The organism is Cohnella hashimotonis (genome assembly GCF_030014955.1).
GTDB classification, from domain to species: Bacteria; Bacillota; Bacilli; order Paenibacillales; family Paenibacillaceae; genus Cohnella; species Cohnella hashimotonis.
The window spans coordinates 3,478,306-3,493,838 of record NZ_JAGRPV010000001.1 but is presented as its reverse complement, the minus strand read 5'-3'; the positions used below and the strand labels follow the sequence as shown (position 1 = coordinate 3,493,838).

The 15,533-nt window shown below is 59.6% G+C and carries 14 protein-coding genes; 11 read left to right on the top strand and 3 right to left on the bottom strand.

The window, feature by feature from the left end; translation table 11 throughout:
- Positions 1-25 precede the first annotated feature (25 nt).
- A complete protein-coding gene (locus KB449_RS14015) occupies positions 26-811 on the bottom strand; it encodes a helix-turn-helix domain-containing protein (protein WP_282908975.1) in 786 nt (261 codons plus the stop codon).
- Between the two features lie 126 nt (positions 812-937).
- On the opposite strand from KB449_RS14015, the gene pyk reads away from it, so the two are divergent.
- The 8 genes from pyk (at position 938) to KB449_RS13975 (ending at position 9,904) form a co-directional block, all read left to right on the top strand.
- Positions 938-2,353: a pyruvate kinase gene (gene pyk, locus KB449_RS14010; protein WP_282908974.1), complete on the top strand. Its 1,416-nt coding sequence runs from the start codon at positions 938-940 to the stop codon at positions 2,351-2,353.
- 209 nt (positions 2,354-2,562) lie between these two features.
- Entirely contained in the window at positions 2,563-3,987 is a 1,425-nt protein-coding gene (gene aspA / locus KB449_RS14005) for an aspartate ammonia-lyase (RefSeq protein WP_282908973.1), read from the top strand.
- A 50-nt stretch (positions 3,988-4,037) separates the two neighbouring features.
- Positions 4,038-4,952, top strand: coding sequence for an aldo/keto reductase (locus KB449_RS14000; protein ID WP_282908972.1), 915 nt, complete (start codon positions 4,038-4,040; stop codon positions 4,950-4,952).
- Positions 4,953-5,046: 94 nt separating this feature from the next.
- Positions 5,047-5,766 (top strand): type 1 glutamine amidotransferase domain-containing protein, encoded by a 720-nt coding sequence (locus KB449_RS13995; protein ID WP_282908971.1) that lies wholly within the window; start codon positions 5,047-5,049, stop codon positions 5,764-5,766.
- Positions 5,763-6,317: a TraR/DksA C4-type zinc finger protein gene (locus KB449_RS13990; RefSeq protein WP_282908970.1), complete on the top strand. Its 555-nt coding sequence runs from the start codon at positions 5,763-5,765 to the stop codon at positions 6,315-6,317. The genes KB449_RS13995 and KB449_RS13990 overlap by 4 nt, the downstream gene beginning before the upstream one ends.
- 174 nt (positions 6,318-6,491) lie before the next feature.
- Positions 6,492-8,108 (top strand): family 10 glycosylhydrolase, encoded by a 1,617-nt coding sequence (locus tag KB449_RS13985; RefSeq protein ID WP_282912814.1) that lies wholly within the window; start codon positions 6,492-6,494, stop codon positions 8,106-8,108.
- Between the two features lie 114 nt (positions 8,109-8,222).
- Positions 8,223-8,888 carry a DUF421 domain-containing protein gene (locus tag KB449_RS13980; RefSeq protein WP_282912813.1) on the top strand — a complete coding sequence of 222 codons (666 nt, stop codon included), beginning with the start codon at positions 8,223-8,225 and terminating at the stop codon, positions 8,886-8,888.
- A gap of 83 nt (positions 8,889-8,971) precedes the next feature.
- Positions 8,972-9,904: a manganese-dependent inorganic pyrophosphatase gene (locus KB449_RS13975; RefSeq protein WP_282908969.1), complete on the top strand. Its 933-nt coding sequence runs from the start codon at positions 8,972-8,974 to the stop codon at positions 9,902-9,904.
- A gap of 130 nt (positions 9,905-10,034) precedes the next feature.
- On the opposite strand, the gene KB449_RS13970 is transcribed toward KB449_RS13975, so the two are convergent.
- On the bottom strand, positions 10,035-11,048 hold the full coding sequence (locus tag KB449_RS13970) for an LLM class flavin-dependent oxidoreductase (RefSeq protein WP_282908968.1): 1,014 nt from the start codon (positions 11,046-11,048) through the stop codon (positions 10,035-10,037).
- A gap of 219 nt (positions 11,049-11,267) precedes the next feature.
- Here KB449_RS13970 and KB449_RS13965 point away from each other — a divergent pair, with 219 nt between their 5' ends.
- The 3 genes from KB449_RS13965 (at position 11,268) to KB449_RS13955 (ending at position 14,825) form a co-directional block, all read left to right on the top strand.
- Complete coding sequence (locus KB449_RS13965) at positions 11,268-11,810, top strand: GNAT family N-acetyltransferase (RefSeq protein WP_282908967.1); 543 nt, start codon at positions 11,268-11,270, stop codon at positions 11,808-11,810.
- Entirely contained in the window at positions 11,807-12,862 is a 1,056-nt protein-coding gene (locus KB449_RS13960; protein WP_282908966.1) for a M42 family metallopeptidase, read from the top strand. The genes KB449_RS13965 and KB449_RS13960 overlap by 4 nt, the downstream gene beginning before the upstream one ends.
- A 109-nt stretch (positions 12,863-12,971) precedes the next feature.
- Positions 12,972-14,825, top strand: coding sequence for an LTA synthase family protein (locus KB449_RS13955; RefSeq protein WP_350356225.1), 1,854 nt, complete (start codon positions 12,972-12,974; stop codon positions 14,823-14,825).
- Positions 14,826-14,847: 22 nt separating this feature from the next.
- Here the strand turns inward: KB449_RS13955 and KB449_RS13950 are convergent, their stop codons facing one another.
- On the bottom strand, positions 14,848-15,495 hold the full coding sequence (locus KB449_RS13950; protein WP_282908965.1) for a metal-dependent hydrolase: 648 nt from the start codon (positions 15,493-15,495) through the stop codon (positions 14,848-14,850).
- Between the last annotated feature and the right edge of the window lie 38 nt (positions 15,496-15,533).

The following is a 15,533-nucleotide window of genomic DNA, read 5'->3' as shown; positions in this document are numbered from 1 at the left end:
CTTTGAAGACGATTAACGTCATTAGTTATTCGGATTTTCGTTCGTTCATGAAGGATGCGGGCGGGAATCCCGTCAGTTTTTTGAATATTCTGTGGAAATAAGACAAGTCCCGATAGCCGAGATATTCGGATATTTCGCCGGCCGTGAGCAGCGATTCTTTAAGCATATAAACGGCCGTCTTGATCCGCACCGCATGCGCATATTCGCTGATCGTCTGACCCGTCGTGCGCTTGAACAGCGCCGCAGCATGATTGGGCGTCCGGCCGATCGCCGCACCGAGCTCTTCCTTCGTGATTTTTTCCCGATAATGACCGGCAATATAAGCCTTCATCCGTTCGGTAAGAAGCAGAGAAGACGGGCTGGGCGGCTCCTTCTGCAGCTCCCGGCTCCATACGGCGGCCAGCTCCATAAGAATCGCTTCGCAGCGCACGACGGCGTAAGGCGCCTGCTCCTGCCATTCGGCCAGCATCGTGCGCAGCCGGTCGGACATCCATTCGAACGGCGCATAATTTGCGATCCGCGGTATGCCTTCGTCGAGCAGCGGAAGGCCGGTGGCATTCTCGCGCGGGGCGAGGAGGACGACATATTTTTCGTGAAAAGCATTTGTGGCCGTATCCGCCTCGAACGATACCCCCGCCGGAACGTAAATGACGTTTCCCTTCGCAGCAACTGACGGCTTGCCGTCGATTCGAATATGGAGTTTGCCGTACGTAACGACGGCCAGCAAATCGCATGCTCGATCGGCATCGCTCGCGAATGGGCTCGCCTGTCCCCGATCAAGCCGAAAGTCAAGTAAACCGATTCCCGGCATTTCACGGCTCCTTTCCAATCGTACAATAATGCATTAATCATACTATGATTCATATTCAACGGGCAATTCAACGTCTAATATAGAGGGATAATGTCGAAACAGGCAATTGAAGAGAGGAAGAGCAACTTGAGAAAAACGAAAATCGTATGTACGATGGGACCGTCCTGCGACACTACGGAGACGCTGAAAAGAATGATCGGAGCCGGCATGAACGTCGCGCGCCTCAATATGGCCCACGGGGAGCTTGCCGATCACAGCGGCCGAATCGCGCGCATCCGCGAAGCGGCGGCAGAGATGAACGCGCTCGTGCCCGTGCTGATGGATATCAAAGGTCCAGAAGTGCGGATCGGCAAGCTGGCCGAGCCTGGCGAACTGAAAGCCGGCGATACGCTCGCGCTCACGACGGATATCATCGTAGGCGATTTGAAGCGCATTTCGGTAAACTATAAGGAGCTTCCGCTCGTTGTGAAGCCGGGCAACCGGATTCTGATCGACGACGGACTGATCGAGCTCACCGTCATGGAAGTTACGGAGACCGAAGTCATTACGCGCGTCGTCAACGGCGGCGTCATCAAGTCCAACAAGGGCGTCAACCTGCCGGGCATCAAGACGACGCTGCCGGGCGTGACCGAGCGCGATATTATGCACATCAAGTACGGCGTCGGCGAAAACGTCGACATCATCGCGCCTTCGTTCGTGCGCCGCGCGGAGGACATTTTGCAGATACGCGGCTTGCTTGAAGAGCTGGGAGCGACGCACATCCAGATTATTTCCAAAATCGAGAACGAAGAGGGCGTCGAAAATCTGGATGCCATCATCGAGGTATCCGACGGCATCATGGTCGCCCGCGGCGATCTCGGCGTCGAGATCCCGGTCGAAGAGGTGCCGATGATTCAGCGCCAGATGATCGAGAAGTGCAATCGCGCGGGCAAGCCGGTCATCGTCGCGACGCACATGCTCGACTCGATGCAGGTCAATCCGCGTCCGACGCGCGCCGAGGTGAGCGACGTCGCCAACGCGGTCATCCAGGGCGCGGACTCGGTCATGCTGTCCGGAGAGTCCGCAGCCGGCAAGTACCCGGTCGAATCGGTCGCGACGATGTCGAACATCGCGCTCAAGGCCGAATCGATGCTCGATTACAAAGAAGAGTTTTTGCAGCGGGCCAAGGTTCAGCCGCAAGCGACGACCGAGGTCATCAGCCAGGCGGTCGTAAGCTCTGCGCTCGAGCTGAACGCGAAGGCGATCCTGACGCCGACCGAGAGCGGCTTTACCGCGCGGATGGTGTCCAAGTATCGTCCGAAGGCGCCGGTCGTCGCGATCGCGTATGATGACAAGACGCTGATGCGCCTGTGTCTGCTGTGGGGCGTCGTGCCCGTCAAGGGAACGAAGGAGCAGTCGACCGACGAAGTGATCGCAGCAGCGGTGCGGCACGGCCGGGCTAGCGGACTGATCGCCTCGGGCGACCATGTGATCATCACGGCGGGCACGCCGATCGGCAAGGCCGGTGCAACGAATCTGATCAAGATCGAGCAGGTCGTTTAGGCCATTAAATAATAGCGCCGACCACATACGTCAAAAAAAACGGGATCATGCGGGCCACAAGCCGCGGGATCCCGTTTTTCGTTTCGAACGCATGTAGGTACGCCAGCCGGACAACCCGCTTCATTATGGATATTAACGTCCGTATGTTACAATCGGCACCAACGGCAAGGCCGCGAGCATCCCATTACAGTGAAGGCGAGGGAAGCAAGATGAACTATCGGATCGAACGGGACTTTCTCGGAGAAAAAGAGGTTCCGATCGACGCGTATTACGGCATCCAGACGATGCGGGCGGTCGAAAACTTTCCTATTACCGGCATCCCCGTGCATCATGAGCTCTTCATCGCTTTGGCGCATGTAAAGAAGGCGGCTGCCCGTGCGAACGCGTCGACGCATATGCTGACGCAGCCCATCGCGGATGCCATCGTACAGGCAGCGGACGAGATTATCCTTGGCGGACTAGCCGACCAGTTCATCGTCGACTCGATCCAGGGCGGCGCGGGCACTTCCATTAATATGAATATGAACGAGGTGCTCGCGAACCGGGCGCTCGAGCTGATGGGCAAAGAGAAAGGCGATTACTTTCACTGCAGTCCGAACAATCACGTCAATATGTCCCAATCGACCAACGACGCGATCCCGACGGCGCTCAAAATAGCGGCCTACCTGCAGGCGCATCGCCTCCTCGACATACTGCAAGCGCTACAGCAGGGCTTCGAACGCAAGGCGACGGAATGGGACGGTATCATCAAAATGGGACGCACCCACTTGCAGGATGCCGTGCCGATCCGGCTCGGACAGGAGTTCGGCGCATACGCGGCCGTCCTCGGGCGCGACGTCAAGCGCATCGCGAGCGCGACCGGGCACCTGCTCTCGGTGAACATGGGCGCGACGGCCGTCGGCACCGGTCTTAACGCCAAGCCCGAATACATAAAAGAAGTCGTACGGCTGATGTCTGAGGATCTGGGCATCGCCCTCGAATCCGCTGACAATCTCGTCGACGCGACGCAGAACACAGACGCCTATACGGAGCTGTCCGCCGCGCTCAAGGTATGCGCGGTCAATTTATCCAAGATTTGTAACGATATCCGCCTCATGGCGTCCGGACCGCGCGCGGGACTCGGCGAGCTTGCGCTGCCCGCGAGGCAGCCCGGCTCGTCCATTATGCCAGGCAAGGTCAATCCGGTCATGGCCGAAGTCGTGAACCAGACCGCCTTCCAGGTCATCGGCAACGACCATACGATCTGCCTGGCTTCGGAAGCCGGCCAATTCGAGCTTAACGTCATGGGCCCGGTCATCGCGCTTAACCTGCTGCAGTCGCTGCGCATCCTCCGCAACGCGGTCGACGTGTTCATTCAATTCGCGCTGGACGGCATGGAAGCGAATCTCGAGCGGTGCGCGACCTACGTGCGCGACAGCTTCGGCATCGTGACCGCGCTTAATCCGCATCTGGGCTACGAGGTCGCCGCGGGGCTCGTCAAGGCGGCGCTCAAGACCGGACAGCCGATTCGCGACATCATTCTGGAGCGCGGGCTGCTGACGCCCGAGGAGATCGATGTCATCCTCGATCCCTATCATATGACTTCTCCGGGCATATCCGGCGAGTGGCTGATCGGCAAAAACGGGGATTTGTAAAACACGAGTCCGATACATTCAATGTTCGAAGCCCATGGGAGGGGAACGCTTTGCATCTGGAAAAAAGAACGCTGGGCCGCACGGGACTGCAAGTAACGCCGATCGGATACGGATCCATGGAGCTGCGCGGGGACCGGGTATGGAGCGGGAGGCCGGTAGACGACGCAGAGGCTGGGCGCGTACTGAACGAGGTGCTGGACCAAGGCATTAATTTTATCGACACGGCTTATTCTTATGGCATCGCGGAGGCGTTGATCGGCAAGCACCTCGCCCACCGGCGCGACGAATATTTGCTCGCGACCAAATGCGGACGGGAAGCGATCGACCGCGGGGATCATGTCGACACGCCTCATCGCTGGGACAAGCGGTTTCTGGAGGAGAGCTTCGAGGAGAGCCTCCGGCGGATGAAGACGGATTACGTGGACCTGCTGCAGCTGCACGGCCCGATGCCGGAGGATGCTGAGCGCGAGTCGCTCGTCGCGTTTTTGCAAGGTCTCAAGCAGGCGGGTAAGGTACGATGGATCGGCATTTCCAGCTTTTTGCCGGCCGTGCCGCATTTTATCCGTTCCGGCGAATTCGATACGATTCAGATGCCTTATTCGGCGCTGGAGCGGGCGCACGAGTCGCTGATCGCCGAGGCGGCCGTCCAAGGCGCGGGCGTCATCGTCCGCGGCGGCGTCGGCAGAGGCGAACCCGGCGCGGGACTTGGCCAGCAGGACCAATGGGAATTCTGGAATCGCGCCCGCATGGACGAGCTGCTGGAAGACGGAGAGAGCCGAACCGGCTTCATGCTGCGATTCACGCTCAGCCACCCGGACATTTCGACGATCATCATCGGGACGAAAAACCCGTCGCATCTTCGCGACAATGTCGTTCAGGCACGCAGAGGGACGCTGCCGCCCAACGTTTACGAAGAAGCGAAGCGCAGATTGACGGCGGCCGGTTCCGTCGTTGCGGAAGCCTGATCGCCGAGCTGCCGTCGCGCGAAGGATTACACAGCTCTTATAGGGGGTAAGAAAGGAGATAGCTATCCATTCTGCCACCTGGGAGTGATAAAATATGAATCAAACGAATCGCGTGCTGATCGTCGTGACGAACGGCAAACAGCTGGACGGCGGACCGCTCGCCGGCGTATGGTGGTCGGAAGTCGCGGAGCCGATCGAGGAATTCGCCGCGCGGGGCTATGAAGTGACGATCGCGAGTCCCAAAGGAGGCGAAGCGCTTGTCGATCCGGCCAGCATGAAGGACGCCGGCGACAAAGCGGAGCATTCATATAAAAAATGGCTATCGGACACGATGCCGCTGCGCAAAGCGAAAACGCAGGATTACGAGGCGATTTTTCTCGCGGGCGGCCACGGCGCCATGTTCGATTTTCCGCACGACGTCCACTTGCAAAACCTGCTGACCGACTTCGTCACGGCCGGCAAGCCGATCGGCGCCGTCTGCCATGGCGTCGCCGGGTTGGTCGGCGCGAAGCTGGACACGAGCAATCCGCTTGTAGAGAACAAGCGACTGACCGGGTTTACCAATTCGGAAGAGGCCCAGACGCCGCTTCAGGGAAAGCTTCCTTTCCTGCTCGAGACCCGGCTGAAGGAGCTTGAAGCGAAGTTCGTCGCGGGTCCTGACAATGGCGAGCATGTCGTGGTCGACGGCGGTCTCGTGACCGGCCAGAATCCGGCATCCTCTCGTGCCGCGGCGCGGGCGATCGCCGATTTGATCCATGCCGAAAAGCCGCTCGAGCACCGTCAAGGCCGCGTACCGGGAGGTGTGTCGCGATGAACGGACTAAGCGAGAAGCAGCTGGCCAAGCTGAAAGAACTGCTGCTGGCGGAAAAATCCGATATCGACCGCCATTTCGCAATCGAAGCCAGCGACGGCACGACTTCGATTACCGACGATACGGGCGAGCTGTCGTCCTACGACAATCACCCTGCTGACCTGGGAACAGAGACGTTCGAGCGGGAGCGGGACGCCGCGATCGATCAGCGCTACTTTGAACGAAGGGACGAAGTCGAACGCGCCCTTGCCAAAATGGAAGACGGTACGTACGGTCTATGCGAGATCAGCGGAGAGCCGATCGGCTATGAGCGGTTGGAAGCGATGCCTGTCGCAAGGTACAGCATCGCGCATGTTCCTGTCGAGGAGGCGGCGACGGGCGATTACCGTCCGGTGGAAGAGGATGTCATGACGCAGCCGCCTTCGGGCGCGGGCGAGCATCGCCAGCGGCAGGCCGGACGCTTTGACGATGCGGACGCCTGGAAAACGCTCGAGGAGTACGGCAACGCCTCGGATACGCAGGCGACCGGCGTCGAGCCGAATCAGGAGCGTTGATCGGATTAGCGATAATCGATTATGAACGCGGCGGATGAGAGCTTTCTCATCGCGCCGCGTTTTTTATTTTAGCAACAATTGGCGCTCATTGTCGTCTATAAACCATAGAGTCGATAGCTCATATCGATCACAACTTGGCGCTTGGAGGCTACACGATTGAATCGGAAATTGAAAATGGCGATGCCGCTGTTGTTCGCGCTGCTGCTGTGCTTGCCGTTGGTGCCGCAGGCCGGCGCCGCAAAGCTTGCCGACATTACCGTCTATCTGGACGGCGCGAAGCTGCCTGCCGATGTGCCGCCCTATATCGATTCCAAGCTGGGGGCAACGATGGTGCCGATCCGAACCGTAAGCGAGGGTCTGGGGGCTTCGATCGTATGGGAACAGAAGACGCAGACGGCCACGATCGCAAAAGGCGCGGATACGATCATTTTGACGAGCGGCAAGAAGAATGCGACCGTGAACGGCAGCGCGGTGCCGCTTGACGCGTCCGTTCAGAACAAAGCCGGCAGAATCATGGTGCCGCTTCGCTTCATCGGCGAAAATCTCGGTCTCTACGTGGTCTGGGATCCGGTCGCCAGATCCGTCGTCATGCGCTCCAATAGCGGCGAAAACGGTGGAGGAAACGGGGGCCAAACCGGCGGGCAACCGGGAGGCGGCAACCAGGGCGGAGGCGGCTCGAACGACCCGGGCTTGCGCGGCGCGTGGATATCGACCGTCTTCAATCTGGACTGGCCATCCACAGCCGCTTACGGAAATGAGAGCAAGCAAAAGCAAGAATTCTCGGCGATGTTGGACCAATTTCAGCAAATGGGCCTGAACGCCGTATTCCTGCAGGTACGACCGGCTTCGGATGCGCTGTACCGTTCGATGCTCGTGCCCTGGTCCAAAGTGCTGACAGGCACGCAAGGGCGCGATCCCGGTTACGATCCGCTGACCTATCTCATTGAGGAGACCCATCGTCGCGGCATGCAGTTCCATGCCTGGTTTAATCCGTTCCGGTCGAATACGGACACGAAGACCGCCGCGCTGGCCGGCAACCATGTCGCAGTGGAGCATCCCGAGTGGATCGTGACGACCGGCACGACCTCGTATATTAACCCGGGCATTCCGGAGGCCAGGCAGCACATCATCGACACGATCATGGAAGTGGTCAACGGCTACGATATCGACGGCGTGCATCTGGACGATTATTTTTATCCTTCGAGCGGCGTGTTCAGCGACGATGCGACGTTCGCCTTGCACAATCCGACGGGCATTCTGCTCAAGACGGATTGGCGGCGCGACAACATCAATACTTTTGTGCGCGATCTCGGATTTTCGATTCATGCAGCGAAGCCGAGCGTATCGTTCGGCATCAGCCCCTTCGGCGTATGGCGGAACGCTTCGAAGGATCCGACCGGGTCGGACACGAAGGCCGGCGTCACGGCATACGACAGCATGTACGCCGACGTGCGGACATGGATCAGGCAGGGTTGGATCGACTATGTCGCCCCTCAGATCTACTGGAGTATGTCTTACTCCGCGGCACGGTACGACAAGCTCGTCGATTGGTGGTCAGGCGAGGTGGCCGGTACGAGCGTGAAGCTGTACATCGGCCATGCGACCTACAAGCTGGGTACCGCGGAGGCAGGTTGGCAGTCGGCGGGCGAGATCATTAATCAGCTTAAATATAATGCCGCGCATCCGATGGTTCAGGGCGATATCTATTACAGCGCGACGTCGTTGCTCAAAAATACGCTCGGCATCGTGCCGGCGCTCCAGAATTATTACGGTCAAAGCTCGAACTCATAAACTTTTACAGGTCCCCCAAGCCGGTGCGCGGGGGATTTTCTTTTGGTTTGACAGGTTGATCGTCGCGGGTAAAAAGGGACATTCGGCAGAAAGGAGCGGTTGTCCGTGATTGAGATGGTTACGATTAAGCTGGTCATCGCCATTTTCGGCCTGTGGGTCATGACGCGGCTGCTGGGGAAAAAGGAGATCTCGCAGCTGACCGCTTTCGACTTCGTATCTTCTCTCATGCTGAGCGAGCTGGTCGGGAATACGATCTACGACAAGGACGTCAAGCTGATCCATTTGCTTTATGCGCTCGCGCTGTGGACCTGTCTGTCCATCGGGCTCGAGAAGCTCAGCATCGTGTTTCCGCGACTGGGTCGACTTGCGAGCGGCAGACCCGAGCTGATCATACATAACCGGAAGATCATCCTTGCCGCGATGAGGCGCAACAACCTGGACTTCGAGCAGCTGCATGCGATGCTCAGACAGAACGGGGTGTTCGCGATCAGCCAGGTGGAATACGCGGTGCTGGAGACGAACGGCAGTCTGAGCGTCATGCTGAAGTCCGATGTCGAGGAAGGCGCGCGGGAGGATCTGCAGCCTCCGACAGCGGAAGTCGTGCTTCCGGTAGCGCTTGTCGTTAACGGCCGAATCGACGCAGCCGGCTTGCGGGACCTTGGCAAGGACGGCGGGTGGCTCGTCCGCGAATTGCTGGAACGGCGCATAGAGGACGTCAAAACGGTGCTTTACGCCGAGTGGAGCGAAGGGGAGGGGCTGCACGTACAGCTCAAAGCCTGACAAAAAGCGGCAGTCCGACTTGCTTGGCCCGCTTCTTGTGCGTTATAATTTTGTAGCCAATTCTAATAATGAGGAGTATGAAGATGGGAAAAGTATTGATCTTCGGTCACAAAAATCCCGATACGGATACGATCTGCTCTGCGATCGCTTACGCAGCGCTTAAGAACAAGCTCGGCGTCGAAGCAGAAGCCGTTCGCCTCGGCAACGTCAGCGCCGAGACGCAATTCGCGCTCGACACGTTCGGCGCGGCTGCACCGCGCCTTGTCGAATCTGTCGCTTCCGAGGCGAAGCAAGTCATTCTCGTCGACCACAACGAACGCCAGCAAAGCGCTGCCGATATCGATCAAGTGCAAGTCATCGAGGTTATCGACCACCACCGCATCGCCAACTTCGAGACGAGCGCGCCGCTGTACTACCGTGCCGAGCCGGTCGGCTGCACGGCTACGATCCTCAAGAAGCTGTATAAGGAAAACGGCGTCGAGATCGACAAGAACGTCGCCGGACTGATGCTCTCCGCCATCATTTCCGACTCCCTGCTGTTCAAGTCGCCGACCTGCACGCAGGAAGACATCGACGCAGCCCGCGAGCTGGCCGAGATCGCCGGCGTCAATGCCGACACGTACGGCCTCGATATGCTGAAGGCCGGCGCGAACCTGCTCGACAAGTCGATCGACGAGCTCGTCTCTCTCGACGCCAAGGAATTCTCGATGGGCTCCGCCAAGGTCGAGATCGCCCAAGTGAACGCCGTCGACGTGAACGATGTGCTGTCCCGTCAAGGCGAGCTCGAGGATAAACTGAACGGCATCATTGCCGCCAAGGGCCTCGACCTGTTCCTGTTCGTCGTGACGGACATCCTGAACAACGATTCTGTCGGCGTCGCGCTGGGCAAGTCCGCAGCCGTCGTCGAGCAAGCATACGGCGTCAAGCTGGACGGCAACAAAGCGACCCTTAAGGGCGTCGTCTCCCGCAAATCGCAGATCGTGCCGGTGTTGACGGACACGTTCAACAAGCAATAATCGATTCTGGCGCGATTCGTTTATCGCGTATCAGTACAAAGAAGCCGCCTTTCGAGGCGGCTTCTTTCCGTCTTCGTTTAGAAGGCGTGTATGAGAAAGGCGTTCAATCATCGGCGTACAGCCAGGACGGTCAAACGCCGCCTTGCGTCAAGCCGAACGCTTCGGCAATGAGGCGGTACGATCGCAGCCGCGCCTCAAAGTTATGCGTCACGGTGACGATCATCAGCTCGTCGATGCCGAGGCGCTCCGACATTTCTTCCAGCTGCCGCTTCACGGATGCCGGCGTGCCGACGATCCGGCGGTGAGCGCCCGATGCGATCCGCATGCGATCGTATTCGGAATATGGGTATGCCTCCGCGGTCTCGACGCTCGGGAAGCGGTCGAGCAGACGCCCGCTCTCGAGCGACAGGAAAAACAGCTCGGTGCTCGACGCCAGGCGGCGCGCTTCCTCTTCCGTATCCGCGCAAATGACGTATACGGCCGCAAGCAGTTTAGGGACATCGTTCAGCGCGGACGGCTTGAAGCGATCCTTGTAGTGCTGAACCGACACTTCGCTCTCGGGCACGCCGAAAAACTGGGCATAGCCGTAGGCGGCGCCGATTTCTGCGGCGATCGCGGCGCTGCCGAAGCTCGAGCCGAGCAGCCACAGCTCGGGCGTCGTCGGGATGGCAGGCGAAGCGGTCAGTCCCTTGAACCGGTGCTTTTCGGGCAGCGCGTCGTTCAAATAGCCGATCAGGTCGGCTACTTGCTGCGGGTAATTGTCGATATGAGAGATTTTCCCTTCCTGCAGCGCGCGGGTCGAGATCGGCATGCCGCCCGGCGCGCGACCGAGACCGACGTCGATGCGGCCCGGATGCAGCGCCTCCAGTACCCGGAAGTTCTCGGCGACCTTGTACGCGCTATAGTGGGACAGCATGACGCCGCCGGAACCGACCTTGATGCGCTGCGTGTTGGCGGCCAGATGGGCGATCAACACTTCGGGGCTGGAGGAGGCAAGCGCGTGAGAGGCATGGTGCTCCGCCACCCAGTAGCGGTGGTAGCCGAGACGGTCCGCTTCCTTGGCCAGCTCGGTCGTTTCGCGAAGCGCATCGCTCGCCGTACGTCCTTCTGCAATCTGGGATTGATCCAATATGCTTAATTTCATGAAGCCTTCACCTCGGCGTTCGAATTTGAGCGAATTTGCAAAGCATTGCAAGCGTCGTTTATCTGTGATTTATAATCGCACATTTAACGATAAAATGCCAGCACCCTTTGCCATCAAGTGAAAAAGGGAGCTGCGCGCTTTGCAGCGGTTGGACTTTTCAAATGCGTTGAACTAATATTATGGAATAAAAAATGGACGCGCGGGAGGTGCCTTGCTTAATTGAAGCTGATACTGCAGGACAAGCCTGACGACAACAGCTGGCACGAGGCGCTTACGCTTTACCGCGAGGCTTTTCCCGCCGAGGGTCGCAAGCCCGATGCCATCCTGGACCGCATGTTCCAAAAGCGGATCGGCCTGCTCGCCGCCGGCATTGAGGAAGGCGAGATGAAAGCGATGGCCATTTGCGGCGTCCTGACCAAGTCGAAGCTGCTGCTTATCGATTATTTGGCGGTTCGCGAGAGGGAGCGGGGCCAAGGCATCGGCTCACGATTCGTTTCCATGATCGCGGATTGGGCAAAAGCAGAGGCGCTTGACGGACTGTTAATCGAGGCGGAGGCCGAGGACACGCCGGAAAACGAAGCCCGCGTCCGTTTCTGGGAAAAATGCGGATTCGCACGCACGGCATACGTCCATCAATACATTTGGGTGCCCGAGCCTTACCGCGCGATGGTCAGCTACTTCGAACCGGATCGCTTTGCTGCGCCGGACGGCCAGGCGTTGTTTCGACATATAAGCGAGTTTCACAGGAGGTCATTCAGATGACGGAATCCGCGTACCGGTCGCTTGACCGGAATTATATATTGGAATGGCTGAGTGGTCTCCTCGGTTGCCCGAGCCCAAGCGGCTACTGCATGGAGATCGTCGGGATGCTGCGGGAGGAAGCCGCGAGGCTCGGGTACGCCAGCGAGACGACGCCCAAAGGCAATGTGATCGTTACCGTTCCTGGGCGAGAGAGCGGGCCGGCCGTCGGCTTGTCCGCGCACGTCGACACGCTTGGCGCGATGGTTCGCGCCGTCAAGACGGCCGGCACGCTGCGCTTCACGCCCATCGGCGGCTACGCGATGCAGACGGTCGAAGGCGAATATTGTACCGTGCATGCGCGCGACGGCCGCAAATACGAGGGCACGGTGCTATCGACGAAGCCGTCTGTTCATGTGTATTCGGACGCGAGAGAGTGGAAGCGCGAGGAAGAAAATATGGAGATTCGGCTCGACGAGGACGTCCGCGGCAAGGACGATACGCTCGCGCTCGGCATCGCGCCGGGCGACTTCGTATCGTGGGATCCCCGGACCCGGATCTATCCGAACGGGTGGATCAAGTCTCGCCACCTCGACGACAAGGCGAGCGTCGCGGCGCTCTTCGGCCTGCTGGAATGGCTGAAGCGAACCGGACAAACGCCGGCCAGGACGCTTAGACTTGTATTCTCCACATACGAGGAGGTCGGTCACGGCGCTGCCTGGATTCCCGGCGATATCGAGGAGCTGATCGCGGTGGACATGGGCGCGCTTGGCGACGATCTGTCCGCGACGGAACGCGATGTCTCGATCTGCGCCAAGGATTCTTCGGGTCCCTACGACTATGGGATGACTTCGCGTCTCATCGCGCTTGCGAAGCGCGACGGCATTCCGCATGCGGTCGACATTTATCCGCATTACGGTTCGGATGCCACGGCAGCGCTGCGAGGCGGCAGCAATATCCGGGCAGCGCTCATCGGTCCCGGCGTGCATGCCTCTCACGGCATGGAGCGCACGCACGCGGACGCTATCCTGGGAACGGCCGCCCTCCTGATCGCCTATGTCACGGATGAACGGTAGCCGCGAGAGCGGCAGCAACGAATCGAAAACGAGCCAGATGCCCGCGTCCGCAACACATCCAAGCGCAAGGACGGCGATACGTAGGCCGCTTCGGGTGCCCGCGATTTTTTTGATACTGACCGCATTGCTCTGGATCAAGATGGCGCTGCTCCGGTATTTTACGTTCGGCGAGGTCGCCTGGAGCCATATCGGTGCCGATGCGGCTGCGGTCGCCGTACTGACGAGTCTGCTCGCCGTCGTCCTGCCGGGGCGCGGCCGCGGCATCGCTTGCTGGCTGCTTGACGCCCTTATCTCGACGATTTTGTTCGCGGCTACGCTTTACTTCGCTCATTTCGGCTCGATGCCGACCTATACGGCGCTGCTGGAGCTGCATCAGGTGCCGCAAGTCCAGGCCAGCGTGCAATCGACGATGGATCCGCTCTATTATTTGTTGTTCGCGGATCTGCCGGTACTGGCCGCAACCGGCTTCGTAATCAGGCGAAAAAATATACGCGGACAAGCCGCCTTGCGCATCGCTTCCGTCTCCTCCGTCAGATGGATGGCCGCGATCGCGCTAGTCGCTTGCGCAGGCATCGTCGCAGGCGACGTGCGCCAAGGACTCGGCATCGACAACGAGCTGGCTGCCGCAGACCGCGAAGGCTTTCTGAGCTACCAGGCGATCGCAGCCATCAAGGCGAACCGCGAATCCCGCCAGGCATCCGCCGCCGATCTCGCGCAGACCGTCAGCGAGATCGAAGCGCTGCAAGCGTCGTTTTCTTATCGCAAGAGCGCGAGCTCAGGCGCGACACCGGCGCATTTCGGCGAAGCGGCGGGGAGCAATCTGATCGTGCTGCAGCTCGAAGCGTTCCAGAACTTCCCGCTGCATCTGCTGATCGGCGGTCAGGAAGTGACGCCGGTTCTCAACAAGCTGGCGGACGAATCGTATTATTTTCCGCGCGTCTATCAGCAGATCGGGCAGGGCAACACGTCGGATGCGGAGTTCATGGCGAATACGTCGATCTATCCGACCGCGAAGATCGCGATGTCTACGGGCTACGGCGACAGGGCGCTGCCGAGCCTTCCGAGGCTGCTTCAGCAGGACGGCTACAAGGCGTTTACGTTTCACGTCAACGATGTCAAGTTCTGGGATCGCAACCGGCTGTATCCTGCGCTTCATTTCGATCAATATTTCGACAAGCCGTATTATGAGAACGATCATTTCAACGACTTCGGTGCCTCGGACGAGGAATTGTATCGCTTCGGGCTGGAGGAGCTGGAGAAAACGAGCGCGGCAGGAACGCCATTCTATGCGCAATTCGTGACGGCGTCCAGCCACTTTCCGTTCAAGGTGCCGAAGGATCGCCAGAAGCTGCAGGTGCCGGACGAGCTGGAAGGAACGCAGCTCGGCGATTATTTGATCGCCGCCAATTATACGGATTATGCGATCGGCCGCCTGATCGAAGGGCTTAAGAAGGACGGATTGTGGAGCCGCACGACGCTCGCCGTCTACGGGGATCATTACGGGCTGCAGCCGGACGACAACGATCCGGCTTGGGTGAGCCGCATGCTCGGCATGAAGTACGACTCGCGCGTCTCCCGTATGAATATCCCGTTTATCGTACATGTGCCCGGCCAGTCGGATGGCCGCCGGGTGGAACAGGTCGGCGGCCAGCTCGACATGATGCCGACGATCGCCAACTTGCTCGGGACAAAGCCGCGCGATGCCGGCATCGTAGCCTTCGGCCAGGACTTGCTCAATATCGACCGGAACGTCGTCGGCAGCCGCTATTATTTGCCGACAGGCTCGTTTTTCAACGACAGGGTGCTGTATGTGCCCGGAACCGGCTTCGAGGACGGCACGGCTGTGTCGCTGGACACGCTGGAGCAGGTCAAGGACGTGTCGCCCTATCGCGGAGACTACGACTATATTATGAAGCTGATGGGATTGTCGGATCGATACGTCCGCGTGCTTCCGAAGCGGTAAGCGGAAGCCTCGCGAACGGCAATTAGAAGAAGGGCAGCTTGATCGACTTGCGATAGAGCGGGTACAGCCATTTGACGCCGAGCGAGGTCAGCGTATCCGCGATCAAGTGGGACGCATAGCCGGCGGTCGCGACGATCGCGATGCCTGGAATGTCCCGCTCGGCCTCGAGCTCCCGTCCGAGCCAGTACCAGACGGCCAGCGCCCATACGGTATGGGTCATGCCGCGATGCTTGAGCCAAGGCGCCCACGCCGTATAGGCGCCGAGGCCGATCAGCCACATCTCGCCGCTGCGCGAGCCGGCGACGGCGAGACCGATGCCGATAAGGGAGACGAGGCCGTTGCGGATCGTGCCCGAGGACACGGACATAAGCACGAGCATGAGCGGGATGCCGATCCAGCCGAGCACCGCGGGTACGGCTTGTCCCGTCGCATACAAGTATAGCGCGGCCGCAGCGGCGACTGCGCCGCCGCCGAGCGCGCCGCGGTGGATCGCCCTGGAGAGGCCGCCCAGCTTGGCGCTCAGCATATTGGTCCCGTCCAGATCGGGCGCAAGCGCCGAAAAGGCTGCCGCTGCCACATAGGCGGCGGACTGAACCGGACCGGGCGGATAATAGCAGGCCGCGGCGACGCCGACGACGAGACCGATGGCCAGATGGGTAGTGCCTTTCATAATAAGAACCTCCGTCGGACTGGAATGCGGCTCGCATG